The 26,483-nt window shown below is 63.7% G+C and carries 19 protein-coding genes and 5 pseudogenes; 10 read left to right on the top strand and 14 right to left on the bottom strand.

The features are described 5' to 3' along the window. Nucleotides 1–2: 2 nt before the first annotated feature. The 12 genes and pseudogenes from ACPFMJ_RS12550 to ACPFMJ_RS12495 all read right to left on the bottom strand — a co-directional run bounded on the left by ACPFMJ_RS12550 (nt 3) and on the right by ACPFMJ_RS12495 (nt 14,530). Complete coding sequence (locus tag ACPFMJ_RS12550) at nt 3–1,508, bottom strand: efflux transporter outer membrane subunit (protein ID WP_424360350.1); 1,506 nt, start codon at nt 1,506–1,508, stop codon at nt 3–5. After that, nucleotides 1,505–4,678 (bottom strand): efflux RND transporter permease subunit, encoded by a 3,174-nt coding sequence (locus ACPFMJ_RS12545; protein ID WP_424360349.1) that lies wholly within the window; start codon nt 4,676–4,678, stop codon nt 1,505–1,507. The genes ACPFMJ_RS12550 and ACPFMJ_RS12545 overlap by 4 nt, the downstream gene beginning before the upstream one ends. Next, nucleotides 4,671–5,600 (bottom strand): efflux RND transporter periplasmic adaptor subunit, encoded by a 930-nt coding sequence (locus tag ACPFMJ_RS12540; protein ID WP_424360348.1) that lies wholly within the window; start codon nt 5,598–5,600, stop codon nt 4,671–4,673. The genes ACPFMJ_RS12545 and ACPFMJ_RS12540 overlap by 8 nt, the downstream gene beginning before the upstream one ends. Beyond that, nucleotides 5,506–5,976: pseudogene (locus ACPFMJ_RS12535) on the bottom strand (NADH-quinone oxidoreductase subunit B family protein); the annotation flags it as partial. The pseudogene ACPFMJ_RS12535 and the gene ACPFMJ_RS12540, both read right to left, overlap by 95 nt. A 12-nt stretch (nt 5,977–5,988) precedes the next feature. Next, nucleotides 5,989–7,499, bottom strand: a pseudogene (locus tag ACPFMJ_RS12530) (hydrogenase expression protein HypE). Nucleotides 7,500–7,525: 26 nt separating this feature from the next. After that, nucleotides 7,526–8,975 (bottom strand): annotated as a pseudogene (locus ACPFMJ_RS12525) (hydrogenase 4 subunit F). Continuing rightward, nucleotides 8,972–9,615, bottom strand: a pseudogene (locus ACPFMJ_RS12520) (hydrogenase-4 component E). Before ACPFMJ_RS12520 ends, ACPFMJ_RS12525 begins: the two co-directional pseudogenes overlap by 4 nt. A gap of 19 nt (nt 9,616–9,634) precedes the next feature. Further along, nucleotides 9,635–10,588 (bottom strand): annotated as a pseudogene (locus tag ACPFMJ_RS12515) (respiratory chain complex I subunit 1 family protein). After that, complete coding sequence (locus tag ACPFMJ_RS12510) at nt 10,585–12,012, bottom strand: proton-conducting transporter membrane subunit (protein WP_424360347.1); 1,428 nt, start codon at nt 12,010–12,012, stop codon at nt 10,585–10,587. The pseudogene ACPFMJ_RS12515 and the gene ACPFMJ_RS12510 overlap by 4 nt, the downstream one beginning before the upstream one ends. A gap of 203 nt (nt 12,013–12,215) precedes the next feature. Next, entirely contained in the window at nt 12,216–12,551 is a 336-nt protein-coding gene (locus ACPFMJ_RS12505) for a hypothetical protein (RefSeq protein ID WP_424360346.1), read from the bottom strand. Beyond that, nucleotides 12,499–14,301 (bottom strand): SulP family inorganic anion transporter, encoded by a 1,803-nt coding sequence (locus ACPFMJ_RS12500; RefSeq protein WP_424360345.1) that lies wholly within the window; start codon nt 14,299–14,301, stop codon nt 12,499–12,501. Before ACPFMJ_RS12500 ends, ACPFMJ_RS12505 begins: the two co-directional genes overlap by 53 nt. Before the next feature lie 106 nt (nt 14,302–14,407). Next, a complete protein-coding gene (locus ACPFMJ_RS12495; RefSeq protein ID WP_424360344.1) occupies nt 14,408–14,530 on the bottom strand; it encodes a hypothetical protein in 123 nt (40 codons plus the stop codon). Nucleotides 14,531–14,733: 203 nt separating this feature from the next. Between ACPFMJ_RS12495 and ACPFMJ_RS12490 the strand changes: the two genes are divergently transcribed. Both ACPFMJ_RS12490 and ACPFMJ_RS12485 read left to right on the top strand, forming a co-directional pair. Continuing rightward, on the top strand, nt 14,734–15,453 hold the full coding sequence (locus tag ACPFMJ_RS12490) for a response regulator (protein WP_424360343.1): 720 nt from the start codon (nt 14,734–14,736) through the stop codon (nt 15,451–15,453). A gap of 1 nt (nt 15,454) precedes the next feature. Then, the gene (locus tag ACPFMJ_RS12485) at nt 15,455–16,840 is read left to right on the top strand and encodes an ATP-binding protein (protein ID WP_424360342.1); all 1,386 of its coding nucleotides are present in this window, start codon (nt 15,455–15,457) and stop codon (nt 16,838–16,840) included. A gap of 58 nt (nt 16,841–16,898) precedes the next feature. On the opposite strand, the gene ACPFMJ_RS12480 is transcribed toward ACPFMJ_RS12485, so the two are convergent. Both ACPFMJ_RS12480 and ACPFMJ_RS12475 read right to left on the bottom strand, forming a co-directional pair. Beyond that, entirely contained in the window at nt 16,899–17,159 is a 261-nt protein-coding gene (locus ACPFMJ_RS12480; RefSeq protein WP_424360341.1) for a hypothetical protein, read from the bottom strand. Between the two features lie 89 nt (nt 17,160–17,248). Beyond that, nucleotides 17,249–17,635, bottom strand: coding sequence for a hypothetical protein (locus ACPFMJ_RS12475; RefSeq protein WP_424360340.1), 387 nt, complete (start codon nt 17,633–17,635; stop codon nt 17,249–17,251). A 168-nt stretch (nt 17,636–17,803) separates the two neighbouring features. On the opposite strand from ACPFMJ_RS12475, the gene ACPFMJ_RS12470 reads away from it, so the two are divergent. Genes ACPFMJ_RS12470 through ACPFMJ_RS12435 form a run of 8 tightly spaced genes read left to right on the top strand, consistent with a single transcriptional unit; the run spans nt 17,804 to nt 26,441 of the window. Next, nucleotides 17,804–19,672 carry a PQQ-dependent dehydrogenase, methanol/ethanol family gene (locus ACPFMJ_RS12470; RefSeq protein ID WP_424360339.1) on the top strand — a complete coding sequence of 623 codons (1,869 nt, stop codon included), beginning with the start codon at nt 17,804–17,806 and terminating at the stop codon, nt 19,670–19,672. 9 nt (nt 19,673–19,681) lie between these two features. Further along, on the top strand, nt 19,682–20,500 hold the full coding sequence (locus tag ACPFMJ_RS12465; protein WP_424360338.1) for a substrate-binding domain-containing protein: 819 nt from the start codon (nt 19,682–19,684) through the stop codon (nt 20,498–20,500). Nucleotide 20,501: 1 nt separating this feature from the next. Then, nucleotides 20,502–21,215: a c-type cytochrome gene (locus tag ACPFMJ_RS12460; RefSeq protein ID WP_424360337.1), complete on the top strand. Its 714-nt coding sequence runs from the start codon at nt 20,502–20,504 to the stop codon at nt 21,213–21,215. Beyond that, nucleotides 21,215–22,183 (top strand): cytochrome c oxidase subunit II, encoded by a 969-nt coding sequence (gene coxB, locus ACPFMJ_RS12455; protein ID WP_424360336.1) that lies wholly within the window; start codon nt 21,215–21,217, stop codon nt 22,181–22,183. The genes ACPFMJ_RS12460 and coxB overlap by 1 nt, the downstream gene beginning before the upstream one ends. 13 nt (nt 22,184–22,196) lie before the next feature. Continuing rightward, entirely contained in the window at nt 22,197–24,146 is a 1,950-nt protein-coding gene (gene ctaD / locus ACPFMJ_RS12450) for a cytochrome c oxidase subunit I (RefSeq protein ID WP_424360335.1), read from the top strand. After that, nucleotides 24,139–24,735 carry a cytochrome c oxidase subunit 3 gene (locus tag ACPFMJ_RS12445; protein ID WP_424360334.1) on the top strand — a complete coding sequence of 199 codons (597 nt, stop codon included), beginning with the start codon at nt 24,139–24,141 and terminating at the stop codon, nt 24,733–24,735. Before ctaD ends, ACPFMJ_RS12445 begins: the two co-directional genes overlap by 8 nt. Nucleotides 24,736–24,738: 3 nt before the next feature. Next, a complete protein-coding gene (locus ACPFMJ_RS12440; protein WP_424360333.1) occupies nt 24,739–25,191 on the top strand; it encodes a hypothetical protein in 453 nt (150 codons plus the stop codon). Then, nucleotides 25,179–26,441: a cytochrome c oxidase assembly protein gene (locus ACPFMJ_RS12435; protein ID WP_424360332.1), complete on the top strand. Its 1,263-nt coding sequence runs from the start codon at nt 25,179–25,181 to the stop codon at nt 26,439–26,441. The genes ACPFMJ_RS12440 and ACPFMJ_RS12435 overlap by 13 nt, the downstream gene beginning before the upstream one ends. Nucleotides 26,442–26,483 lie beyond the last annotated feature (42 nt).

Genomic DNA, 26,483 nt, shown 5'->3' with positions numbered 1-26,483 from the left:
GGTCAGCGATTCCACCAGCCGCCGCCCAGCGCCATGAAGAGCGCGGCCGTGTCGGAAAGGCGCGTGGCCTCGGCCTGCACGCGAGAGAGCGACGCGGTCAGATAGGTGCGCTGCGCGTTGAGTACGGCGAGCTGCGACACCTGCCCATACTTCACCTGCATGCGGACGATATCGAGGCTGCGCTTGGCGGCGTCTTCGAATTTGCGCGCCGTCATCACGGCCTTGGCGTCCGATTGCAGCGAGCGCAGCGCGTCGGCGACGTTCTGGAAGGCGTGGATGACCGTGTCGCGATATTGCGCGTCGGCCTGTTCGAGCGCCGCTTCCGCCGCTTTCTGCTTGTTGAGCAGCGTCATGCCGTCGAAGATCGGCTGCGAGATATTCGCCGCCGCCGTGTAGAGGCCCGTGCCCGGCGCGAAGAGCTGCGCCATGTGGAAGGCGCTGGCGCCGACATTGGCGGAGAGCGTGATGTTCGGCAGGCGGTTGGCGATGGCGACGCCCACCGCCGCCGAGGCCTGATGCAGATTGGCTTCCGCCGCCTTGATGTCGGGACGTTGCGCGACGAGCTTCGAGGGGATGCTGACCGGAACCGTCGAGGGCAGCTTGAAGCTCTTGAGATCGAACTGTTCGCCGGCGCCCTCGAAGGAGAGGCGCCCCGCCAGCGCGGTGATGAGATTGCGCTGGATTTCGAGCTGCTTTTCGAGCGGCGGCAGGGTTTGTTCGAACTGCGCGAGCTCCGCCTCCTGCGCGACCACGTCCGCCTTGGCGATGGAGCCGAAGGAATATTGTCGGTTCAGGATTTCCAGCGTCTCGTGCAGGATCGTGATGATCGTCTTCGTCGCTTCGATCTGGCCGCGGATCGAGGCTTCCTGGATCGCGGCGACGATCACATTGGTCGTCAGCGCGAGATGAGCGGCTTCGAGCTGCCAGCTCTGCTGCTCCGTCTGCGCGGTCGCCGACTCCACGGCGCGGGCCGTGCCGCCCCAGACGTCGGGCGTGAAGCTGATGGAGAGCTGCTTGAGGAACAGGCCGTAGGGCGCGACCGGATTCGTCGTTACCGGGCTGGCCGTGGGAATCCCGCTCAGCACATTGGCGGGCGTCGGATAGGCCTGGTTGAAGATCGAGGGATTGATGTTGCCCAGCGAACGATTGTTCGACTGAAGGTTCTGGCTGTCGTTGGAGGTGAACAGCACCTGCGGAAAGAAGCCGCCCTTCTGCGCCTCGGCGTTGTAATAGGCGACGCGGACGGCGGCCTCGGACGCCTGCAGGGAGGCGTTGTTCTGCAGCGATTCCTTCACCAGTTCGTCGAGCGGCCTGGACTTGTAGAGCGTCCACCATTCGGCGGGGATGTCCTTGCCCTCGACGAAACGCTGTCCTTCCCCTGGCGACGCCGTGCGTTCGGGCGTGACATGCGCGGCTTCGGGCGCCGGCGGCGGCGCGAAGTCGGGCCCGACGGCGCAGGCCGCCAGCAGCGCCGAGGCGGCGACAGGGAGGGCGAGGCGTCGGCTCATCGCGTCGGGACGCCTTCCCTTGTGATGACCGTCTCGCCGCGCGCGCGCACGAAGCACTCCACCACGAAATAGAATGTCGGCAGGATGAACAGCGTCAGCAGCGTCGCGACGATCAGGCCGCCGACGATGACGGTTGCGAGGCTGCGCTGCACGTCGCTGCCGACGCCGGTGGCCAGCGCAGCGGGGAGCATGCCCACGGTCGCGACAGTGGAGGTCATCAGCACGGGACGGAAGCGCTCGCCGGCGCCTTCGAGCACGCCGGTTCTCACCGCGGCGATGAAGTCGCGTTTCATGATCGGCGGCTCCACCTCGTTCGCGACCCAGCGGGCGCGCGCGGCGGCGATGCGGACGGCGGACGTCCTGTTGAGATTGGCGACCATGATGATGCCGTTTTGCACGGCGACGCCGAACAGCGCAAGAAAGCCGACGCCGGTCGCGACATTGAGGCTGTCGCCGCGAATATGCAGCGACACGAGGCCGCCCAGCGTCGCGAGCGGCACGACGCCGAGAATGAGCGCGGCGTAGCGAAACCGGCCGAAGCCGATGAAAAGGAAGACGAACATCAGCACCAGCACCGCGCCGACGATGACCGTCAGGCGGGCCTGCGCACGCTGCTGGTTCTCGAACTTGCCGCCCCAGATCACCTTGTAGAGCGAGGGGTCGTATTTGACGTTCTTCGCGATCCGGGCCTGCGCGTCGGCGAGATAGGAGGAGAGGTCGCGATTGTCGTAATCGACGCGCACGGTGAGGGAGCGCTTGGTCTTGTCGTGCGAGATCGCGCTCTCGCCGTTCTGCAGCGTGATGTTCGCGATCTGCGACAGGGCGACCTGCGCGCCGGCCGTCGTATTGACGAGCAGGTTGCCGAGCGCCTCGGGGCTGTTGCGCGCCTCGGGCGGGAAACGGACGGTGATGTCGTAACTGCGATCGTTGACGTAGAGCTGGCCGATGGGGCTGCCGCCGACGCCGGTCTGGATCAGATTCGCCACATCCGCGACATTGATGCCGTAGCGCGCCGCCGTGCTGCGGTCGATGTGGAAGGCGATCTGCGGGATGGGCGGCTCCTGCACGATCGATGTCTGCGTGGTGCCCGGCGTCTCTCTCAGCGTCGCGACGATGTCGGAGGCGATGCGGCGGGTCTCCTTGAGATCCTGCCCAAAGACCTTGACGACCAGGGCGCTGTGCGCGCCGCTCATGAGGTCGTTGACATTGTCGATGATCGGCTGGCTGACGCCGACATCCATGCCGGGCAGTTGCTTGAGCCTTTCGCTGAGACGGCGGATGAATTCGGCCTTGGTCTCGCCGGCCGGCCATTCGTCATAGGGCTTGAGGCCCACCGGCGCTTCGATATGGCTCAAAGTCCACGGATCGGTGCGGTCGTCATTGCGGCCGATCTGCGAGACGATGAAGGAGACCTCCGGAAACTCCAGCACGGCGTTGCGCAGGTCGCGCGCCATCTCTTCCGCCTTGCCGATCGAGATGCCGCTCGGCAACTGAACCTGCAGCCACAGAGAGCCCTCGTCGAGATTGGGCAGGAATTCGCGCCCGATGGTCGCGCCGAAAAGGACGACGCCGACAAAGGCGGCGCCGGCGGCGCTGTAAACGAGGCGGGGCTTATCGACGCAGGTCGCGAGCCATCGACCGTAACCGTCCTGGAGCCGCTCGAGGACGACATTGTGGAAGATCTCGGCCGGCTTGTGGAAGGCGATATAGGCGAGGCCGGGAACGACGAGGAGCGAGCAGAGAAGGGCGCCGAACAGCGCGTAGGAAATCGTATAGGCGACCGGTGAGAAGAGCTTCGCCTCGACGCGTTCGAGCCCGAGCAGCGGCAGATAGGCCGTGATGATGATGATCGTCGCGAAGAAGATCGGATTGACGACCTGCCGCACGACGAATTGGACCGTGTCGGTTTCGAGCGGGCGCGTGGGATTGTGCTCGCGCACCCTCAGAATGGCTTCCGTCACCACGATCGCGCCGTCGACGATCACGCCGAAGTCGATCGAGCCGAGCGACAGAAGATTGGCGGGCAGCCTGGTTAAATTCATCAGGATGAAGGTGACGCTGAGCGCGATCGGGATCGTCACCGCGACGACGACGGCGCTGCGCCAGCTGCCGAGAAAGAGCATCAGGACGATGAAAACCAGCGCGACGCCTTCGCCGACCGTGTGCCCGACTTTCGAGACGGTGGCTTCGACAAGTTCGTTGCGGTCGAGATAGGGGACGATGCGAACGCCCTGCGGCGCGAGCTCGGCCTGAAGCTGCCCAAGGCGCTCATGCACGGCTTTCAAGACGAGCCCCGCATTCTCGCCCTTGAGCATCTGGACGGTGCCCTGGATCGTATCGGAATTGTGATCCTTGCCGAGGACGCCCTCGCGCTCCTGGCTGCTCAGCCGCGGCGTGCCGAGGTCGCGCGTGAGAATGGGCGTTCCCTTGTTCTCGGTGACGACGATATTGCCGAGATCCTCGAGATTGCGGACGAGGCCGATGCTGCGGATGACGTAGGACTGCTCGCCGCGCGTGATGCGGCTGCCGCCCGAACTCGCGCTGTTGCTGGTGATGGCCTGCGACACGTCGGAAAGCCCGAGGCCATAACGCTGCAGGGAGAGCGGGTCGACTTCGAGTTCGAACTGCCGCGTCAGGCCGCCGAAATTGGCGACGCTCGCCACGCCCGGCACCTGATTGAGGGCGGGCAGAACCACCCAGCGCTGAATTTCGGAGAGCTCGGAAAGGTTCTTGACGTCCGATTCCAGCGAGTAGCGCAGAATTTCGCCCACGGGGCCGGTCAACGGCCCGAGCGTCGGCTGGTAGTTCGACGGCAGCGGCACCTGGCTGACGCGCTCCAGAACGCGCTGGCGCGCCCAGTAATCCTCGACGCCGTCCTTGAAGACGAGGGTGATGAGCGAAAGGGCGAAGGTGCTGCTGGAGCGGATCGTGACGAGGCCGGGCGTGCTGGCGAGCGCGCGTTCAAGCGGCACGGTGATCTGCTGCTCGACCTCCTCGGCGGCGAGTCCGCGCGCCTGCGTCGTGACGATCACCGTGACGTCGCCGACGTCGGGATAGGCCTCGAGCTTGAGCTGCGTCCAGGAATACATGCCGTAGCAAAAGACCAGGATCGTCACGAGAATGACGAGCAACCGGTTGCGCAGGCAGAGTTCGACGGCGCGCTCAATCATTGAGAAGGACTCCGCCGCGCACCACGATGCGCTGCCCGGGCTCCAGGCCGCGCACGATGGTCGAACCCTCGTAGTCCGCCTCGATCACGACGGGCTTTCTTTGAAAGGTCCAGGGGGCGGTCTCGACGAAGACGCTCGTCGTGTCGTTGACGATGAAGAGCGCCGAGGAGGGCGCCAGAATGCTCTGCGCGGCCGGCGCGAAGAAGCGCACCGTGGCGAACATGTTCAGCTTGAAGATGCCGTAGGGGTTGTCGAAGGAAATGCGCACCTTGTTGCGGCGCGTGTCGGCCTCGAGCAACTGGCTGATGACCTGAACCTTGCCCGAAAACACTTCGCCCGGATAAGCGAGAAGGGTCACTTCGACGCGCTCGTCCTTCTGGACGAAGGAGAGGTCTTTCTCCTGCACGCTCGCCGTCACCCAGACCTTTTCGAGGTTGGAGATCGTCATCATCGACTCGGTGGAGCTGTCGATGAAGTCGCCCGGCGCGGTTTCCAGCGCCGTGATGGTGCCGTCGATCGGGGCCGTGAGAACGATCTGGCGCTGGCCGGAGACGGTCCCGCTGTCGCCGATCACTTCGAGCCGCGCCTCTGCGCGCTTGAGCTCGGTCGTCGCCTGCCGATAGTCGTTCTGGGCCTGCTCCAATTCGCGCAGCGCGAGGGCGTCGCGACGCGCCCCGCGACGAGGGCGATCACCAGTGCGGCTGATGCTCTTCTGCTGAACCGGCGCGACAGCGATCGCGGCGGGCAGCCCGGGAACGAATCGCGCGTGCGAGCTGCGCGTCGCCCCCCGCCGGGAATGGGCGTCGCCGCCAACTTCCTTGGAGACGCCCTCCGACGCAGGCGTAGCTTCCCGAAAATACGCCGCCGTTGAAGGCGCAGTCCCCGACGCCGACCACCCATTTGGGGTCCGGCGTCGCGTCATAGCTCTTTTTTCTCTGTGGCGCAACCTTGGCAACCTTCCGCAGAGCTTCACAAATATTGAGGCGCTAATTTATGCCGCGCATGTTCTTGGTGACGGGTCCCGTCACCATCAGCACGTCGGCGTGGCGCGGCGACGCGACAAAGCGCAGACCAAATCGCTCCAGATCGTAGAAGGCGTTGCTGAGCGCGTGGATCTCCAGCTCGCAGCCATTGCAGGAGCCGGCGTCGACCTCGCGGATCGAGAGACTGCGGCCCAGCTTTTCTCGCGCGGTCTTCTCCAGCGTCGCGCCGAGTTCGGCGAGCATGGCGTCGTCCGGGGCGGGCGCAGGTTCGGTCAGCGCGCCGCGAAACAGGCCTTGAAAGAGAAATTTCCGCATCGTTTCGCCAGCTTACAGGTCATGCCCCGAGTAGGAGCAGTTGAAGGATTTGTTGCAGAGAGGGAAGTCGGCGACGATGTTGCCCTTGATCGCGGCCTCGAGCAGGGGCCACTGGAACCAGGACGGGTCCCGAAATGGGCGCGCAGCGAATGACGCCCTTTTCGATGCGCAGCCAGACGAAGACGTCGCCGCGGAAACCTTCGACGAGCGCCGCGCCTTCGCCCTTCCGCGCGGCTCGCGTCGACTTTCGTCGCGAGCTCGCCGTGCGGCAGGCGGTCGAGGATCTGCTCGATGATCTGGAGAGAAGCCTTCACCTCGTCGAAGCGCACCCAGACGCGCGCGTCGACGTCGCCGTCCTCGGATCCGCCCATTTCGAAGGAGAGCTGGTCATAGGGCGCGTAGCCGACGGTCAGCCGGGCGTCGAAGCGCCGGCCGGAAGCGCGTCCCACATAGCCGCCGCACGCATATTGGCGGGCGAGTTCGCCGCTCAGCACGCCCGCGCCGACGGTGCGGTCCTGCAGGGAGGTCGTGTCGCCGAAGAGGCTGACGAGGCGCGGGACCATCGCCGTGATCCATTCCAGCAATTCCCGCAGCGCCTGCGCGCCTTCCGGCGTCAGGTCGGCCACGACGCCGCCGGGAATGACGCGATCCATCATCAGCCGATGGCCGAAACATGCGGCCGCGCCCTCAGGATTTCCTCGCGACATGACGCCGCAATGCGCCAGCATCAGCGAGAAGGAGGCGTCGTTGCAGATCCCTCCGATGTCGCCGAAGTGGTTGGCCAGCCGCTCGATCTCCGCCATCAGCGCCCGCAGCCATGCGTCGCGCGCGCGGGAACCTCGATCTCGAGCGCGGCCTCGACCGCCTGCGCGAAGGCGAGGCATAGGCGACGGTGCTGTCGCCGGAGACGCGCGCCGCGATTTTTGCGGCGTGCGCGATGGGCGCGTCCCGGCCATGAGCTGATTGACGCCCTTGTGGACGAAGCCCAGCCGCTCCTCGAGCCTCGGACACCACTTCGCCGTTGGCCGAAAACGGAAATGGCCCGGCTCGATGATGCCGGCGTGGACCGGGTCCCACCGGTATCTGATGGAGGGGCGCGCCCTCGACCGGGCAGAATTCGTAACGGTCGCTCGTCGTGGCGAGCGGCTGCGGCCCGGCTCCGGGATGACGGAGGCCCCAGCGGCCATGGTCGAGCCAGCGGCGCGGTCCGTTGCGCCTTCCGCCTCCAAGCCGAAAAGATCCCGGATCGCCTTTTCCAGCCTGATCGCGGGCGGATGGAGATATCCCACCGCGGGATAGGATTTTTCTGCGCCGCAGTCGAAGGAAACGATGCGGACAGTGTCCTTCTCGAAGACGCCCAGATAGACGTTGCTCCCGTCGCTCCAGAGGCCGAGCATGTCGCTCGCGCCGCTTGCAATCTCCTCGATCGTGCGCTTCCACCCCGGCGTCGTCGACCTCCTCGCGCGCCACGGGCGAGAAGGAATGGGGAAAGCCGACGAAGCCAGTTTTTCTTTTTGGAGCATGCCAACCATCTGCGACCCCTTCATGCCTATCCCAGAAGCCGCGCGACGGTCTTGAACCACGCGACGAGATAGGCCGGCAGATACAGACCCGCAATCAGAACGAGAGCGAGATGGGCGACGAGCGGCGCGAAGGAAGCCTGAACTTCGCCGCGGCTCTCGCTCGGCTCACCGAAAGCCATGCTCGTCAGTCGCATGAGGAGAGCGCCGAAAGCGACGAGCAGGCCCGATGACCAGAGGAACGGCGAGCCACGGCTGCCGTGCGAAGGTGGAGCTGACGACGAGAAACTCGCTCATGAAAACGCCGAGCGGCGGCATGCCGCAGATCGCGAGACGCCGACGACAAGCCCCCAACCCAACAACGGATGGCTGACCGTCAGGCCGCGAATGTCGGCGATCTTCTGGGTGCCCTTGCCTGCGCGATGTGACCAACGGCGAAGAAGATCGCCGATTTGGTCAGGCTGTGCATCGCCATGTGCAGAAGGCCGGCGAAATTGGCCAGCGGGCCGCCCATGCCGAAGGCGAAGGCGATGACGCCCATGTGCTCGATGGAGGAATAGGCGAAGAGCCGTTTGATGTCGTCGCGCCTATAGAGCATGAAGGCTGCGAAAAGGACCGACCCGAGACCGAGAACCATCAGCATGGGGCCGGGCGTGATGGCCGCGGCGTTCGCCGTCAGCAGCATCTTGAAGCGGAGAACCGCGTAGAGCGCGACGTTCAGCAGCAGTCCCGACAACACCGCCGGAAATCGGCGTCGGACCCTTCGGCATGCGCGTCGGGAAGCCAGGCGTGCATGGGGGCGAGCCCCACCTTGGTGCCGTAGCCGAGCATGAGGAAGACGAAGGCGACGTTGAGGAGGCGCGGGCTGAAATGCGACGCTTCCTTCATGAGCGACGACCAGACCATGGCGTTATAGCCTTCGCCCAGCACGGGCTCGGCGCCATGTAGACGAGGATGGTGCCGAAGAGCGCGAGCGCGATGCCGATGCTGCCCAGAATGAAATATTTCCAGGCCGCTCCAGAGCCTCATGCGTGCGATAGATGCCAACCATCAGGACGGTCGTCAGCGTCGCCACCTCGACGGCCACCCACATCAACCCGATGTTGCTCGCAAGCAGAGCGAGATTCATCGCACACATCAGAGCCTGATACATCGCGTGGTAGAATCGCAGATTGGAGGGCGTGAGCCGGCCGGTCTCGATCTCATGCGCGATGTAGCTGGCGCTGAACACGCTTGTCGTGAAACCCACGAAGTGGAGAGCGACGACGAAGACGATGTTGAGATCGTCGACGAAGAGGAAGCTTCCGTCCGCCTTCCCTTTGAGAAGGAGAACGATCGCCAGGAAAAACGTCACTGCGCAAGCGACGACGTTGTTCCGCGCCGACCGGCGATAATCTCCCTCTCCCATCGCGAGCACGCCGCGGCGACCGCCGGAATGGCGATGAGCGCGTTCGACGCCATGAAAATCTCGGATGTCATTTTCTGCGTTCTCCGCGCACGCGGTCAAGTTCCAACAGGTCGACTGTGTCGAAGCGTTCGCGAATGCGAACAGGAAGATGCCGATCACGATGAAGGCGACGAGAACGGAGAGGGCGACGCTGATCTCGACCACGAGCGGCATCCCGTTCGCCGCGGCGGCGGCGAGGATGAGCCCGTTTTCGAGCGACATGAAGCCGATGATCTGGCTGACCGCGTTTGCGGCGGGTCACCATCATCAGAAGACCGAGCAGGACGATGGCGAGAGCGAAGGCGAGATCTTCCCGCGCATAGGGGTCGGCGGCGGTGGTCACCCGAGCACAGTGACGAAGGACAGCGCGACGAGGGAAACATGCCGATCAGCATGGTGAGACCGATCCCGCCTACGACTTCGACCGTCTCGATGAATGCGTAGCCGCTTGACGATTGTTTGCAGGCTCAGCGGAATGATGGTCGCCTTGAAGATGAGCGTGATGGCGGCCGTGACATAGAGATGGGCGCATCCTGCACGTAGGCCTGCCACGCGACCGACAGCGTCAGCGAAAGCATGAAGCGCATAAACGTTGATCAGGCCGGAGAGACGGTCCTGGTAGAGCAGCATGAAGCTGACGAGCACCAGCCCGCCCGCGAGAAACTGCGCGATGTCGAGAGAAAGTCGTGCATCAAAGGCTCCGAGTGACGAAGAGGAGGAGAGTTCCCAACAACCCCAGCATCAGCGCGATCCCGAGAAATTCCGGAACGCTGAACACGCGCATCTTCGCCGTGGATACTTCGAAGAAGCGCGAGCAGGAAGCCCGCGGTGGCGAGCTTGAGGACATAGAAGACCGCGCTGATCGCCATCGCTTCGAGCCCCGCGTCGTGGCTCGCGATGCCGAAGGGGAAGAACACGCAGCCGATCAGCGAGACATAAAGCAGCAGCTTGAGAGCGGAGGCGAGTTCGATGATGGCGAGATGGCGGCCCGAATATTCGAGGATCATCGCTTCGTGCACCATGGTCAGTTCAAGATGGGTCGCCGGATTGTCGACGGGTATGCGGCCGTTCTCGGCGATCGCGACGATGAGAGGCTGATCAGGGCGAAACCGACCGAGACGCGCAGCGCGGGGTTCGAGGCCATATAGGCCGCCACGACCGACAGCTGGGTCGAGCCGGCGACCAAGCGAGACGATGAACACGATCATGATCGTCGCCGGCTCGGCGAAAGAGCCGAACATCGCCTCTCGGCTGGAGCCAATGCCGCCGAAGCTCGTGCCGATGTCCATGCCGGCGAGCGCCAGGAAGAACCGCGCCGCGCCGAGTAGAGAGGCGATCGCCAGCAAATCCGCCGTCCAGCTGAACGTCAATCCGGTCGCGAAGGTCGGCACGAGAGCCGCGGCGACCCAGGTCGTCGCGAAATGACGTAGGGCGCGGCGCGGTAGAGCCAGGAGGCGTTGTCCGCGATCACGGCCTCCTTTCTCAAAAGCCGAAGCAGGTCGTAATAGGGCTGCAGGACGGGAGCTCCGCGCCGGCGCAGGAGACGCGCCTTCACCTTGCGCGTGAAACCGATCAGGAACGGCGACAGCGCAAGCACCAGCAGCATCTGCGCCCCCTGCGCGAGGAGGTCTAGAATGAGCGTCATAGCGCGATGATGATCAGGAAGACGAGAGCGCGCGAAGACGAGCGCGAGATATCCTGGATGGCGAGGAAGTTCACCACGTTCAGTTTCTCGGCGCCGAACCAGACCGCCGTGGATATCGGCGTGTAGAAGTATCTCATGAAGCGATCCCCGATTCTCCGTGAAAAATGCGCAGGCCGCGTCTCGCCGGGAAGCGGCATGTCGAGCCGCTCCCGTATGGGGAAGGCGATGGCGCCAAGCGCGCTTCGAACCGGCTGCGCGAAGCTGCTCGCCGTATATTGCGTCAGGCCGGGGTGGGATCGACGTAACCGCAATCCCACGGCGGCGCGCGGCGCGTGTCGCGCGAGCCATATCTGTGAATGAGCTTGCGCCGCGAGCGACGAAAAGGCGATGAAGGCGAGCACGAGCAGGCCGTTGTAGAGACTGCGGCTCTCGGCGATCGGCGCGATCGAAAGCCAGGGAATGGCGTCCTGCGCCGGCATCCTGCCGCCGACATAGACGGCTGCGGCTGGCGAGATGGTGTCGATCATATAACCGGGCAGAACGCCCGCCAGCAGGCAGAGGGCGAAGAGGGCCGACATCGCGCCAAGCGACCATTCATCGGTCTCTCTCGCCTCTTGCGCCGCAGGCGATCGCGGCCGGCCGAGAAAGGCGACGCCGAAGGCGCGGACATAGGCCCCGGCGCCCAGCGCCGCGCTCAGGGCCAGCGTCACGCCGACGGCGGGCGTTGTCAGCTTCAGGATCCATTGCGGCAATGATGGGCTGAGCAGGATCGCCTGGAACGCCAGCCATTCGGAGACGAAGCCGTTCAACGGCGGAAGCGCAATGGCCGCGACGCAGCCGCCGAGAAAAGAAAGGCGGTTTCGCGGCATGGCGCGGATCAGTCCGCCGAGCTTCTCGATGTTCCTCTCGCCGGTCGCGGAGAGCACCGCGCCCGCGCCGAAGAACAGCACGCTCTTGAAGAGCGAATGGTTGAAGACGTGAAACAGCGCCGCGGTGAAGGCCAAGGCGGCCGGAAGCGCCTGGCCGTTGGCCTTGAAGGCGAGCGCGAGGCCGAGCGCGATGAAGATGATGCCGACGTTTTCGATCGTGCTGTAGGCGAACAGCGCTTCAGGTCGCTCGACCGTCGCAAAGAGCACACCGATCATCGCGCTCGCGGCGCCGAAGAAGAGCGGGTGGAGGCTCCACCAGAAAGCGGGCGGTCCCAGCAGGTCGAAGGCGAAGCGAATAAAGCCGTAGATGGCGACCTTGGTCATAACGCCGCTCATCAGCGCCGAGACGTGGCTCGGCGCGGCGGGATGCGCGAGCGGAAGCCAGATATGCAGCGGAACGAGGCCGGCTTCGAGCCCGCGCCGAGGATGACGAGAACAGCACCACGCCCGCTTTCCAGGCGTCTCTCGGAACAGCGCGGATCGTGGCGAAATCATAGGCGCCGCTCGCGCCGCCAAGCACGCCGAAGGCCATCAGCAGGCACAGCGTGCCGAAGCTCGCCATGGCGAGATAGATATAGGCGCCGGCGCTGTTCTCGACGTCGTCATGGTGCGTTAGCACGAGCGCCCAGGAAGACGAGCGACATGAATTCCCAGGCGACGAGAAACGCGAAGGCGTCGTCCGCCAGCACCACCGAAGTTCATCCCCGCGATGAAGGCGGGAAAGAAGGCAGCACGCGCGACGGGTTCTTCTCATGCGCGCCATAGCCGATGGCCGTAGAAGCTGGCCGCCGCGCCGCAAGATTGATCACCGCAAGGAAGAAGGCTGCGAGCGGGTCGAGCCGGAAATGCATGCCGAGCCACGGAATGCCGAGCGGCAGTGTCGTCGAGAATGCATGCGCGCCTCTTGGAACGACCGCCGCGAGGAAAATCGCCGCGCAAAGGCCGCCGGTCAGCCCATAGACGCGGCGGTGGACGTCTTCCTTATCGCGCCAAAAAATCGAGGCCGAGCAGCGCGCCGACGCATGCCAATGCAAAGTAGAGCGCAAAGAAGAGCGAAATCAATGGCGCGACTGAAGGCTCCATTGGCTCGGCTCGCGAGCGATCCTCCCGCGCAAAGGAGCGCGCTTGAGTGAAGGCAGGACGCTTGCGCGGCGCGAGCGGATGGTTCGAGGTCGGCTTCAGAAGGTCGAGTCCCTGGATCTCCGCGCGCCCGCCCTTGTTCAGGTAGTCCTCGCAAAAATGATGCAAGTTCTCCATCACCGTGTGGTCGACCGTCGACGTTCCGGAAAGATCGAAGACCACGGTCTTGCCATCGGGGATCGCGGCGAGATCGCTCTTGAGGCCGAGATAATTGCCGAAGAAGGCGGCGCCGGCGACCTGCACATGATAGACGCCCGGCTCGCGCTCCTCGATCGAGCGGTCGAGCCTCACGACGTTGCGCCAGTCAATGCTGCGCCAGAAGTGGAACAGAAGCTCAGCCATGACGCCGATCGCGACGCCGATGAGAAGATCGGTCGCCAGCACGCCGATAATGGTGATGACGAAGACGCCGAGCTGGTCCCAGCCGATTTCGAGCGTCTTCTTGAATTCGCGCGGCGACGCCAGGCGGTAACCGGTGAAAACCAGAAGGGCGGCGAGCGAGGCCAGCGGGATCTCGTGGATAAGCTTCGGAAAGAGCGCGACGAAGACGAGGAGGAAGAGACCGTGGAAAAAGTTCGCCCAGCCCGTCTTCGCGCCGTTGTTGACGTTGGCGGAACTGCGGACGATCTCCGCGATCATCGGCAGTCCGCCGATCATTCCGGAGATGGCGTTGCCGATCCCGACCGCCGCCACGTCGCGATTGAGGTCGGACGTGCGCCGATGCGGGTCGAGCTTGTCGACCGCCGCGGCGCTCAGAAGGCTCTCCAGGCTGCCGACCAGCGCGATGGCGAAGACCTGCTGCCAGAAGACGAGATGCAAGGAGCGCGAAAAGTCGGGGAAGGCGAAGCCCGCGAAGAAATTCTGCGGCAGCGTGACGAGTAATTTCGGGCCGATGGTGAATTCGTGATGCGGGAGGAAGACCGCGTTGGGGAGGAAGAGGTATTTGTGCTCGTCCTCGAGGTCGAAATATTTGCCGAGCGCCATGCCGACCAGAACCACGACCAGAGGCGCGGGGATCATCTTGAGCGTAGGGCTTTTGACGAGCGTCCAGAGCGCAAGAAGGCCGAGGCCCAGGAATCCGATGATCGCCACCTCCGGATTGAGGTCGCGCAGGCTCGCGGGGATCGCGCCGATTGTCTGGAACAGCGACTGCGCGTCCGGTTTCACGCCGAGCATCACATGGATCTGCTTCGACATGATGATGATGCCGATGGCGGCGAGCATGCCGTGCACGGCTGAGGACGGAAAGAAGGCGCTCATCTTGCCCGCCTTCATCGCCCCCATCAGGATCTGGATGAGGCCGGCGAAGAAGATGGCGGCGAGGGTGTAGCGGTAGCCGGCGAGGGCGTCGCCCTGGCCGAGCTCCTGAACCGAGTCGAGAATGACGACGATCAGGCCCGCCGCGGGGCCCATGACGGTGACGAAGGAGCCGTTGATCCGCGAGACGAGGAGGCCGCCGACGATGGCTGTGATGATGCCCGCCTGAGGCGGGAAGCCGGAGGCCATGGCGATGCCGAGGCAGAGCGGCAGCGCGATGAGGAAGACGAGGAAGCCGGACACGATATCCGCGCGCCAGCTTTCCAGAAGACCAGCGATCCCGGTTTTCGGCGGCGAAGCTTCATAAGCGGGCGTGGAGATGGTCATGGTCTGCGACCCTTTGTTGAAGAGAGGACGCCTTCAAAAGGAGGCCTCTGAAGAAAAAGGCGACACGCGGCTGCGCCGCTGTTGCGCTGCGGTGGGCGCTGGAGGTTCAGGCGGCGCGGGTGCCGCCGTTTCGGGCGGCGAGGCTGGCGCGGGCGGGCGGGTCGATCGGGCGACGAAGTGCGGCCCGCGCATGACGGAGGCCGGCCGCAAAGCCGAAGTCTGGCTGCATTCGCAATCCTTGAGATTGGCGATGTGAGGCTCAGCCAGACTTGCAAGTGGCTGTTTCCCTAGTTTTTCGCAGTGCGGAAAAATATTTCTATAATATGTCTGACCGGAGTCGGGAGCGGACAACGCACAGACATGCCCGATTTGGCGCGCTATAGGCCAACTGCTTATCGGATTAGCTGCGCCCTTTGAAAGGCTGTTTTCGGCATGAGCAATCGCAGTGCGGTTCTACTGGTGGAAGACGACGCGGAAATCGGCGAACTGATTTCCCGATATCTCGAAAACAACGGCATGGAAGTCACGCGTCTCCCCGACGGCGGGGGGCTCGACGCGAAACTGGCGGCGGGGTCGTTCGACATATTGATCCTCGACCTCAACCTGCCGGGCGAAGACGGCTTCTCCATCTGCCGCCGCGTGAGAGCTTCCCACGACATCCCCATCATCATCGTCACCGCCCAGGGGGAGGATGTCGACAAGATTCTCGGCCTCGAAATGGGCGCCGACGATTACGTCGTCAAACCTTTCAATTCGCGCGAGCTTCTCGCGCGCATCCGCGCCGTCCTCCGCCGCGCGGAGCCGCAAATCCGTGGCGGCGGCGCGCCGTCGAGCCAGGCTTTTCAGTTTCTGGGGTGGCGGGTCAACCTCCTGTCGCGCGAAGTCGTCTCCCCCAGCGGGATGAAAGTCGCGATGACCGGCGCCGAATTCGATCTCCTTCACGCGTTTTGCGAAAATCCAAATCGCGTTCTCACCCGCGATCAACTGATCAACATGACGCATGGTCCCACCGCCGGCCCCTATGAGCGCAGCATCGACGTGCTGATCAGCCGCCTGCGGCAGAAACTCGAGAAGGATCCGAAGAATCCCGCCATCATTCAGACGGTCAGGTCCGAGGGCTACATGCTTTCGGCTCCGGTTTCGCGGACATGACATGATCGGGTTCATGCGGCGGCTGCAGGCCGATCGTCTTGCAGGTCAGATCACTTTTCTGATCCTGGCCTCGATCGTGTCTTTTCAGACGGTCGTGCTGGTCACTTTCCATGTGCTCGACGTCGAAGGCCGGCGCCATATCGTCGACCAGACCGACTTCATCGCGAGCGTCATACTGGCGCTCGACGCGGCGCCCTACGACGCGCGGTCGGATCTGACGGCCGAGTTCGCGCGGGCCGTCCCTTTCGCGAATATCCATATCCAGAACGCGCGCCCGACCCCGGTCGAGGTCGACGACCGCGAATTCGCCGCGGAGATACACAACATCCACTCCGATCTCTGGCCGTCCGCCGACGTTTTCGCGGTCGCGGGGCCGGGCGACGGCGGGCCCGGCGTCATGGCCGTCTCTCTGCGAAAGGGCGGTTACGCGCTCATCTCCATCACACAGCATCGCAAGCCGCCGCGTTCCGTGTGGCGATGGCTCTGGCAACCGGAACCCGGCACCCCTTTCCTGCTGACGCCATGGGCGTTGTCGGCGTTGCTCTTTTTCGTCAGCACATCGGTTCTCGTGCTCTGGGCGTCGAACGGAATCGTCGAGCCCCTGATCACCCTCGCCCGCCATGCCGAACGTTTTCCGGGCGATGGGGACGGCGATGAACCGCTGCAGGAGCGCGGCCCCAACGAAGTTCGCGAACTGACGCGCGCGATCAACCGGATGCAGCAGCGAATACGCGAGATGATCGCCGCGCGCACGCGCGTCCTCGCGGCGGTCAGCCACGACCTGAAGACGATCATCACGCGGCTGAATCTCAGGTCTGAATTCATCTCCGACGAGCCGCTGCGGGAGAAGATGCTGCGCGACATCAATCTGATGGATTCGATGCTGCGCAAGAATCTGCAGCATTTGCGCGCTGGCGGGGACCGCTCGGATTACAGCCTCATCGATCTCGACAGCGTGCTTCAGACGGTGACCGACCATTTCGCAGAGATGGGCCGGAACGTGACGTACTACGGGGGCGGGCGACAGATGGTCCTCGGCTCGCTGACCGACATGCAGCGCGTTTTCACAAATCTTGTCGAAAACGCCGTGCATCACGCCGAGTCAGTCGAAATCCGTATCCAGGAAACGCCGGACGGAAAGATTCAGGTCGACGTCGCGGATAATGGCCCGGGCATTCCCCATGATCAGAAGGCCGCTGTCTTCGAGCCTTTCGTTCGCGGCGAACCCGGGCGCACCATGGCGAACCACAGCGGCTTCGGCCTCGGGCTTTCAATCGTCCGTTCGCTTATCGAGCATCATGGGGGAGCAGTCTCCCTGCTCGACGCCAAGCCACACGGTCTCATCGTCCGCGTCGTACTGCCGCGCCCGCCGCAAGCCGAGTCGTGACACAGCAGGGGAAGCACATCCCGAGTCCTTCCCCTGACAAAATCTCTCCGGCAAGGCGTCAGATGCCTTGCTGCTTGCTCGAGCCGCTCGTGCCCTGGTCGGTCGCGCCCCCCTGCGTCCCCTGATTCATGTCCCGAGAAGTCGCGCCCTGATCCGTCCCAGTGCTCTTGTTGCGCATCGACTTGCTGCTGCCATATGTCTTGTCGGCGCTGCGAGCATGGTGATGTTTGTATTTCGAGCATTGATGCGCGAACGCCGTGGTCGGCCCCATGGCGATCAAGGGCGCCACCAGCGCCGCCGCGAAGAACTTCCTGTTCATTCTACTCTCCCTTGTAATTCTCCGGCGCCGCCGGATCAGTGGGAACTAAGCGGACGCACACGGGGGCAAGCGTCGCGCGCGTTTCCGGTTCATTGCTGCGCAAGCTTGATCGCGCAATAGACGTCGAGCGCTGCGATCGCGCCGATTGCGAGCGCGGCGAAGCCGTTCGCCCTCCGCACGGATTCATCCTCGCTGCCGAGTTGCGGCGCGACGGTCGCCATGTCGATAACGTCGCCCGCGGCGCGCGCCCAGAGCCAGGGAGTGGGGCGGCCCGAGGCGAGAATGCCGAGCCCTGCTATGACCTCGCGCAGGCCATAGGTCTGCAGCAAGGTCTGGCTGCGTCTCATTCCAAGATATTGCGAGAGCCGCCCCGGAGCCATGATCTCCAGAAGGCCGAGGCCGATGGAGAACCAGCCGAGGCCGTTGGCGAGCGTATGCGTCGAAGGCGCGGTCACCGCATTTCCAACCTGCGACATCGTCTTTCCTTTCGCTTCGCTGCGAGACGGGTGCGCAATATCTGGCGACCGCAACTTCTTCCGACAGTCCGGCGCCGACAAATTCGCCGTGCAATTGCTCCGCTGGTTGCCTGTCCAACAGCGCTCTAACTGCCATGGGCCGCTTGGCGTCATGAGCGAGGTCGCAGCATGCAAGAGACGTCGCGTTCAAGTTCGATCGTGCGATATTCGCTCAAAGTCGCCTTTGGCCTTGCGGCAAGCGTCGTCGCCATCAGCGCCGCGAACGCGCAGCAGTCTTCATCTCGGCAGTCTCTCGAATCGCTTGCTTCCGACGCTCGGAACTGGCCGATCGCCTCACGCGATTACGCCAATACGCGCTTCAGCGCGCTCGACCAGATCAACGCCGGAAACGTGTCTCGACTGAAGCTCGCCTGGTCATTCTCGATCGGCGCGAATCGCGGACAGGAAGCCGCGCCGCTCGTCATCAATGACACGATGTATGTCGTGGGTCCGTATGATGGCCCGCATCCCAATCAGGTCTTCGCGCTCGACGCCGCCACCGGCGAATTGAAATGGTCCTACGCCCCGAAGCCCGATCCGGCGGCGAAGGGCGTCGCCTGCTGCGACGTCGTCAGCCGCGGATTGGCTTACGACAATGGCAAGATCTTCCTCAACACGCTCGACGACCACATGGTCGCGCTCGACGCGCAGAGCGGTAAGGAATTGTGGGTCGCCAAGCTCGGCGACATCAATCTAGGCGAGACCATGACCATGGCTCCGCTTGCGGCGCATGGAAAAGTGTTCGCCGGCAATAGCGGCGGCGAAATGGGCGTGCGCGGCTGGCTCACCGCCGTGGATCAGCATAGCGGCCAGATCGTGTGGCGCGCCTATTCGACAGGCCCCGACTCCGAGGTTCTCATAGGCTCGGATTTCAAACCGCATTACGACTGGTTGAAAGGCAAGGATCTCGGCGCCCGGTCATGGCCAGCGGATCATTGGCGCATTGGCGGCGGGACGGTTTGGGGATGGCTCTCATATGACCCCGAGACGAATCTCGTGTTTTACGGGACGGGAAATCCGGGGCCATGGAATTCGAACCAGAGGCCCGGCGACAATCTGTGGACCAGCACGGTCTTTGCGCGCGACGCCGACAGCGGCGCCGCCAAATGGGCCTATCAGATGAGCCCACACGATCTTTGGGATCACGACGAGATCAACGAAAACGTGCTCCTCGACCTGGAGATCGGCGGACAGCAGCGCAAGACGCTCGTTCATCCGGGCCGTAACGGCTACATGTACGTGATCGACCGCGCGACCGGCGAAGTCATCTCCGCCGATCCCTACGACACCGTCACCGTCTACAAAGGCGTCGATCTCAACTCCGGGCGCATCATCCCGAACGACGCGCTGAAGCCCGTTCTCAACAAGACGGTCGAGAACATCTGTCCCGCGCCTCCCGGCGCAAAGGACTGGCAGCCGATGGCGTGGTCGCCGCGCACCAAATTGCTTTATGTGCCGCATCAGCATCTTTGCGCCAATTTCAACGCGAACGAAGTGAGCTATATCGCCGGCACGCCTTTCGTCGGCGCAACGGTCGACATGTATGCGGGTCCGGGCGGACATCGCGGCGAGTTTCTAGCCTGGGATCCCGTCAAGCGCGCCAAGGCGTGGTCGATCACCGAAAAGCTTCCCGTCTGGAGCGGCGCGCTCGCGACGGCGGGGGATGTCGTGTTCTACGGAACCATGGATCGCCTGTTCAAGGCGCTGGACGCGAAGACGGGCCAGACGCTGTGGCAGATGCGCGGTCCCTCGGGATTTATCGGGCAGCCTGTCACCTATATGGGCCGCGACGGCGTGCAATATGTCGCGATCCTCTCCGGCGTCGGCGGTTGGCCGGGGGTCGTCGCCAACGCCGAGATCGACCCACGCGTGCGAAACTCCGCTCTCGGCTTTGTCGGCGCAGTGCAGGACCTGCCGCTCTACACGGTTGGTGGAAGTTCGCTGCTCGTCTTCTCTCTCGGCCATCCGGAGGGCGCGCAGACGCCCTCCGGGCCCTAGGAGGCAGGGATGCGCCTCCCGATCTACGCTTTCGCCGCCGCTCTCGTCGCCTCGTCGACGCCTTCGTCCGCGCAATCCAATTTGCTGCGTGTCTGTGCGGATCCCAATAATCTTCCTTTCTCGGACGCGGCAGGAAACGGCTTCGAGAATCGACTTGCCCAACTCGTCGCAACGGAGATGGGAAAGACCGTTTCCTATACCTGGTGGGCGCAAAGGCGCGGCTTTGTTCGACATACGTTGAAGGCAGGGCAATGCGACGTTTTGATGGGCGTTCCCGCGCATTATGAACTTGTGGAAGCCACGCGGCCTTATTACCGCTCCAGCTATGTCTTCGTCTCCCGCGCCGATCGCAATATCGACGTCTCGTCGCTGAAAGACCCGCGGCTGCGCAAGCTGAAGATCGGCGTCCATCTCCTGGGTGACGATGGAATGAACTCGCCACCGGCGCATGCGCTTGGCGATCAGGGGATCGTCGGCAACGTCATTGGTTACACGATCTACGGAAACTATCGCGACTCGACGCCGCCCGCGCGCCTGATCGAGGCCGTCGAGAATGGCGATATCGAACTCGCCGCCGCATGGGGCCCGCTCGCCGGATACGCCGCGCTGCAGTCCCCCGTACCGCTGCGCATCGCAATCATGAAGGACACGGAAAATTTCGCGCCCCTGCAATTCGCATTCGATATCTCGATGGGCGTGCGCAAGGGCGATCACGAATTGAGGGCGCGCCTCGACGACATCATCAGCCGTAAGCGCACGGAGATCGACGCGCTGCTAAGCAGCTACGGCGTCATCCCCGCGCCGACCCAGGTCGGCGGGGGAGGATGAGATGAAGAAGCATTATCTTGCAACCTTGCCGCTTCTCGCAGCAGCAGCGGGAATCGCTTTGGTCACCCAGAGCGTCGGGCGTTCCGTACGCCACGCGCCGCAGCCCCGCCAGCCGCGCGCGGAGACTCCCGCTCCAGCTCAGCCGACGCAGCAGCAACAGACGCCGCAACCCGCGCCGGCGCAGGAGACCAGCGCGACGCCGCCACAGCCGCCGGGCCCGTCACCCTATGCCGGTCCCGTAAAGGTGATGGGTGCGCCTGTCTCGACCCTTTTCCCGGGCAATACGGGGCCCGAGCAGCCCATGCGAAACCCGGTCGCGAACGATCCGGAAGCCGTGCAACGCGGCATGGCCTATTTCAACATGTTCAACTGCGTCGGTTGTCACGCGCCAAACGCCGGCGGCGGCATGGGGCCGGCGCTGAGCAACAAGTTCTTCATCTACGGCGGCGAGCCGCAGAACATTTATCTCAGCATCTATCAGGGTCGGCCTAACGGCATGCCGTCCTGGGGGGCGATGCTGCCGGAAAATATCATCTGGGATCTCGTCGCCTACGTGGAATCGATCAGCCGCGACCCGTCGACGACATGGGGCCAAACCATGTCGCACGACGCCTTCAAGATCGAGCAGACGCCCGCTGAATTTTCAAAGAGCGCGACGCCCTGGAATCAAACGGAGCGCTTCGGCTTCGGCCAGAAGCCGAACGAGAAGCGCTGATGCAGACGCCTGCGTCGCCACCGATGAACTATTTGCAGGCTTTCGGCGACAAGGCCGAGACGATTTCCGTCCTCACATGGGCGTTGCTCTGGCTGTCGATCGCCGTCGTCGCGATCATCGCATTCCTGACGGTCGTCGGAGTCTGGATGCGGCGGACATCGCTGGAGGCGAGCGAAGCGGGGCGCGAGCCCATTGTGCGTCGCGGCGGCGGCCTGTCCTGGATTACGATCGGCGTCAGCGTGTCGACCATCGCTCTGTTTGGCGCGATGATCTGGAACGCCTACACGATGGCGGCGGTCAGCAAGCCCCCGCGCGACCCGGCCATCGCCATCGAGGTCATCGGCCATCAATGGTGGTGGCAATTCCGCTACAAGAGCGATGACCCCACGAAAATTTTCGACACGGCCAATGAGGCGCATATTCCGACCGGCGAACCCATCCGCCTCGAAGTGCGCACCGAGGACGTCATCCATTCCTTCTGGATTCCCGCGCTCGGCGACAAGCTCGACCTCATTCCCGGCCAGACGAATGTCAGTTGGTTCGAGGCGGACAAGGCTGGCGTCTATAGAGGCCAGTGCGCGGAATATTGCGGCCGGCAGCATGCGCATATGGCGCTGATGGTCGTCGCTGAAGCGCCTGACGCCTTTCGCGCGTGGCGCGAGGCGCAGCTGCGACCGGCTGAAAAACCGCAGGGCGCGCTCGCGGCGGGCGCCACGCTTTTCACGGGTCGTTGCGGCGCCTGCCATACGGTGCGCGGCACCCTCGCTGGCGGCAAGCTTGGGCCCGATCTCACTCACATCATGAGCCGTAGCGGCCTCGCCGCCGGCGCCTTGTCGAACAATACAGCGAGCCTGACCGGCTGGATCGCCGATCCGCAGTCGATGAAGCCGGGAAACAAGATGCCTCGGCTCGAACTCGAAGCGCCGGAGCTCAGTCGCATTCGCAATTTCGTTCAAAGCCTGAAGTGAGAGGGAAGCGTCGATGGCTGATGCGGCTGACTACGACCGACCTCTCCAACTGGAGCGCGGGACGCCGGAGGCGGACGAGAGGCTTTCGCGCTTATGGGAAGGAGAGCCGGGCCTTCGTGGATGGCTTTCGACGGTCGATCACAAGGAATATGGCAAGCGCTACATCGCAACCGCTTTTCTCTTTCTGCTGCTCGGCGGAATCGAAGCGCTCGTCATGCGACTTCAGCTCGCCGGACCCAACCGAAACCTGTTGACCCCGGAACAATATGACCAGCTTTTCTCGATGCATGGTCTGACGATGATCTTCCTTTATGCGCAGCCTGTCCTGTCCGGCTTCAGCGTCTTTCTCTTTCCCTTGCTGCTCGGCACGCGCGACATGGCGTTCCCGCGTCTCAACGCCTTCTCCTATTGGATCTACCTCTTTTCCGGCATCTTCATTTATGCTGGATTCGTCGTCGGCTATGGTCCCAATGACGGCTGGTTCAACTACGTTCCTTATGCGCTGAAGCATTACAATCCCGGCCCGAATATGGACATCTACGCGCTGGGCATGATCCTCTTCGGCGTTTCGTCCACGGCGGGCGCCGCCAATTTCGTGGTCACGTTTCTGCGAACGCGCGCGCCCGGCATGTCGATCAATCGCGTGCCGATTCTCGCCTGGGGCACGGTGACGACGTCCTTCGGCATTCTGTTTTCCATTCCCGCCGTCAGCCTCGCCTTCTTCCTTTTGTGGATGGATCGGCAGTTCGACACGCATTTCTTCGATCAGGCTGGTGGCGGGCAGCCGCTTCTGTGGCAGCATCTCTTCTGGCTCTTCGCGCATCCCTGGGTCTATGTCGTCGTGCTGCCGGCGATGGGCATCGTCTCCGACGCCCTGCCGATCTTCTGCCGCAGGCCGCTCGTCGGCTACACGGTCGTGGTGCTCGCGACTGTCGCGACGATGGTGATGGGCTTCGGCGTCTGGCTCCATCATATGTTCGCGACGGGGATCCCGTTTCTCGCGCTTTCCTTTTTCAGCGCGGCCTCCTTCGTCATCACCGTGCCGAGCGCGGTCGCCGTCTTCGCCTGGATCGCGACGATCTGGACGGGCCGGCCGGTGATTTCAACCGCTTTTCTCTTCTTCACGGGCTTCATCGTGACCTTCGTCATCGGCGGCGTTTCCGGCGTGATGACGGCGGCCGCGCCGAGCGACCAGCAGCTCACCGACACTTATTTCGTCGTCGCGCATATCCACTATGTGCTGATCGGCATCAACGTCCTCGCCGTCATGGGCGGGCTTTACGTCTGGTTCCCGAAGATGACCGGACGGCTCCTCGACGAGCGGCTTGGCCGGTGGAATTTCTGGCTCGTCTTCCTCGGCTTCAACATCGCCTTCCTGCCGATGCATTGGACTGGACTCGCCGGCATGCCAAGACGAATCTACACCTATCCCGAGGGGCTCGGCTGGAGCCGCGTCAATCTCGTAACGACTACCGGCGCTTTCATTCTCGCGCTGGGCGTGCTGCTGCTGCTCATTAACATCTATGTGAGCCGGCGTCGCGGCGTGATCGCGGGTCCTGACCCCTGGGGCGGGCCGACGCTCGAATGGTCGATCCCGTCGCCGCCGCCAATCTACGATTTCGACGTCATCCCCGCCGTCGCCAGCCGTCATCCGCTTTGGGAGGCGGCCCTTCGGGAAGGCGCCGGCGAATCCGTGATTGATCGCGGCTTGAGGCTCGACGACGGAAAGGAAATGCTGTCGACCACGGCGCTCGATGCGGAGCCCGACGCCATCCAGAAAATGCCAGAAGATACGCTTGCGCCGCTTCTGACCGCGCTCGCGGCGACCCTGCTTGCGGCGAGCGCGCTCTTCCACGCGTGGATAATCGCGGTCATTTTCTTTGCGGCGCTTCTTGTTGCGATCCTCATATGGCTTTGGCCGCGTGGCGAACTCGGTCAGACAGCGGAGACCCGCAATGTCTGACGCCGCCTTTCGGGAGAGAAGCCTGCCGGTCGGCAGCGTCGGTCACAAGAGCTTCGGCTGGTGGGGCATGATCACCCTGATCATGACGGAGGCGTCGCTCTTCGCCTACCTGCTTTTCGCCTATTACTACTTTGTCGTTCATTATGGACGCGGGTGGATCCCGGAGACGCCGAACGTCACGCTCTCCCTTCCGAACACGGCGATCCTGCTTTTCAGCAGCGTTTTCGTCTGGTGGGGAGAGAAAGGCGCAGAGCAAGGCAGGCGCAGCCAGCAATCGCTTGGTCTCGCGATCGGCGTCGTTCTCGGCGTAATCTTCATGATCATCCAGGCGTTCGAGTGGCGCGAAAAGGCCTTCACGCTCGCCTCGTCTTCCTATGGGTCAAGTTTCTTCGTCACCACGGGATTTCATATGGCTCATGTGGCGGCCGGCGTGCTGATGCTCGCGGCGGTTCTTGCGTGGTCGTTGCTCGGCTACTTCGACGCCCGCCGCCACGCGGCTTTGTCGATCGCCGCGATCTACTGGCATTTCGTCGATCTCGTCTGGTTGGCGATCTTCTTCACCTTCTACATCACGCCGCGCATAGGATAAAAAATGGCGAAAGAGCTCATGAACGCATATGGGGTCGAGCCGCCGTCTCCTCACAAGCATCTCGTCTCGGACGCCGCTGTTTTCGGCGCGCTTCTTGCCGGCCCGCTCGCATGGTTGGCTCAGCTGCTGCTGAATTACGGCCTCGCAAGCCATGCTTGCTTCCCCAGAGAGACGCCGAGGGAAACGCTCGCGCAAGGCTGGATCTGGCTGCATTCCGGCCTGCTCGCCATCAATCTCGCCGCCCTCGCCGTCGCGATAGCGGGAACCGTCGCGGCTTTCTTCCTGTGGCGACGAACGCGCGAGGAGGCGGAGGGAGATCACGCACGCCTTCTCGAAGCCGGCCAGGGCCGAACGCGTTTTTTTGCAATATGGGGCGTGTGGTCCGGCGTCTGGTTTATCCTGCAAATCCTCTTCGGTTTGATCGCCGTGATTGGGGCTCCGGGATGCGGAAGCTGACGCTCCTTTCCGTCGCATTCTGCGCGGTCCCGCGACTCGTATTTGCGGATGCGCCAGGTCAGGCGCATGGCGGCGTTCATGGTTATGCGATCGGCGCGTTGCTTCTCGTAGCCATGCTCTATGCCGTAGGCCTGCGCAGGATCTGCGTCCGCGGCGCCTTCGGCCGCATCGTGGGACGGCGCGAGGCGGGCGCTTTCGTCGCCGGCTTGCTGACGACGTTCATCGTCACAGCTTCGCCCGTGAGCCTTCTCGGCGAGGCGCTGTTTTCCGCTCATATGGCCCAGCACCTCGCATTAATGCTGATCTGCGCGCCTCTATTCGTTGCGGGGAGAGCGTCGGTCGCTGCGACATGGGCGCTCTTGCCCGTCGCCCGGCTTCTGCATGTGCGCCTCGGCCCGCTACGCGCCCTTTGGCGGGCGCTCACGACGCCGCTCGCGGTGTGGATCTGGTTTATCGGCTTCTTCAGCATCTGGCATTTGCCCGGTCTTTATATGTGGGCGCTGCGATCCGAGGCCGCGCATGCGCTTGAGCACATGTCCTTCTTCGTAAGCGCCTACGGCTTCTGGTCGGTCGCCTTCGCGCCGTCGCGGCGAGGGACGCTTGGATATGGGGGCCGCGCGCTCTTCGTCGCTTCGGCTGCGCTGGTCAGCGGATTGCCCGGCGCATTGATTGCGATCGCCCCAAGGCCGCTTTACGCCCAACACGCCGCAACGACGCTGCGTTATGGCCTGACGCCGCTCGAAGACCAGCAGCTCGCCGGTCTCGTCATGTGGATTCCCGGCGGTCTCGCCTATATTGTCGCTGTGCTGGTTCTGCTGGCGCTCTGGATGCGGGAGGCGGAGCGAAACGCGCGCAAGCGCTCCGCCGCTACGGCGCTCGTCGCCTGCATAGCGGCGTCCGTTACGCTCGCCGGCTGTGATGACGCCGCGCCATGGCGCGGGCGACAAGCGACCGCCGCGCAAGTCCCGGGCGGCGACCCGCAAAAAGGCGCGCAATATATCGCCGCGATTGGCTGCGGCGCCTGTCATTCCATTCCCGGCGTCAACGGCGCGGCGGGGCTCGTCGGTCCGCCGCTCGACAATATCGGGCGGCGCGCCTACATCGCCGGCCTCTTGAGAAACACGCCGGCGAATCTCGAGGCATGGCTGCGCGATCCCCAGAAGATCGCGCCCGGCAATGTGATGCCGAATATGGGGATAAGCGAAGAGCAAAGCCGCCACATCGCCGCTTATCTCTACACGCTGAGGTGACAGGCTCAGCTCTTTTTCAGGATCGAGACCTTGCCGTTCGGC

Origin of the sequence: Methylocystis parvus, assembly GCF_049675845.1 — a bacterium.
Lineage (GTDB): Bacteria > Pseudomonadota > Alphaproteobacteria > Rhizobiales > Beijerinckiaceae > Methylocystis > Methylocystis parvus_A.
This window is presented reverse-complemented; position numbering and strand designations above follow the sequence as displayed.

Bases quoted from the DNA above. Each gene is read 5' to 3' on its own strand.
- ctaD (WP_424360335.1), top strand. From the start codon at position 22,197: ATGGCTGATGCGGCTGACTACGACCGACCTCTCCAACTGGAGCGCGGG.
- ACPFMJ_RS12485 (WP_424360342.1), top strand. From the start codon at position 15,455: ATGATCGGGTTCATGCGGCGGCTGCAGGCCGATCGTCTTGCAGGTCAG.
- ACPFMJ_RS12500 (WP_424360345.1), bottom strand. From the start codon at position 14,301: ATGACCATCTCCACGCCCGCTTATGAAGCTTCGCCGCCGAAAACCGGG.
- ACPFMJ_RS12435 (WP_424360332.1), top strand. From the start codon at position 25,179: ATGCGGAAGCTGACGCTCCTTTCCGTCGCATTCTGCGCGGTCCCGCGA.
- ACPFMJ_RS12440 (WP_424360333.1), top strand. From the start codon at position 24,739: ATGGCGAAAGAGCTCATGAACGCATATGGGGTCGAGCCGCCGTCTCCT.
- ACPFMJ_RS12475 (WP_424360340.1), bottom strand. From the start codon at position 17,635: ATGTCGCAGGTTGGAAATGCGGTGACCGCGCCTTCGACGCATACGCTC.
- ACPFMJ_RS12550 (WP_424360350.1), bottom strand. From the start codon at position 1,508: ATGAGCCGACGCCTCGCCCTCCCTGTCGCCGCCTCGGCGCTGCTGGCG.
- ACPFMJ_RS12445 (WP_424360334.1), top strand. From the start codon at position 24,139: ATGTCTGACGCCGCCTTTCGGGAGAGAAGCCTGCCGGTCGGCAGCGTC.
- ACPFMJ_RS12460 (WP_424360337.1), top strand. From the start codon at position 20,502: ATGAAGAAGCATTATCTTGCAACCTTGCCGCTTCTCGCAGCAGCAGCG.
- ACPFMJ_RS12480 (WP_424360341.1), bottom strand. From the start codon at position 17,159: ATGAACAGGAAGTTCTTCGCGGCGGCGCTGGTGGCGCCCTTGATCGCC.
- ACPFMJ_RS12470 (WP_424360339.1), top strand. From the start codon at position 17,804: ATGCAAGAGACGTCGCGTTCAAGTTCGATCGTGCGATATTCGCTCAAA.
- coxB (WP_424360336.1), top strand. From the start codon at position 21,215: ATGCAGACGCCTGCGTCGCCACCGATGAACTATTTGCAGGCTTTCGGC.
- ACPFMJ_RS12545 (WP_424360349.1), bottom strand. From the start codon at position 4,678: ATGATTGAGCGCGCCGTCGAACTCTGCCTGCGCAACCGGTTGCTCGTC.
- ACPFMJ_RS12510 (WP_424360347.1), bottom strand. From the start codon at position 12,012: ATGATTTCGCCACGATCCGCGCTGTTCCGAGAGACGCCTGGAAAGCGG.
- ACPFMJ_RS12540 (WP_424360348.1), bottom strand. From the start codon at position 5,600: ATGACGCGACGCCGGACCCCAAATGGGTGGTCGGCGTCGGGGACTGCG.
- ACPFMJ_RS12490 (WP_424360343.1), top strand. From the start codon at position 14,734: ATGAGCAATCGCAGTGCGGTTCTACTGGTGGAAGACGACGCGGAAATC.
- ACPFMJ_RS12495 (WP_424360344.1), bottom strand. From the start codon at position 14,530: ATGCAGCCAGACTTCGGCTTTGCGGCCGGCCTCCGTCATGCGCGGGCC.
- ACPFMJ_RS12465 (WP_424360338.1), top strand. From the start codon at position 19,682: ATGCGCCTCCCGATCTACGCTTTCGCCGCCGCTCTCGTCGCCTCGTCG.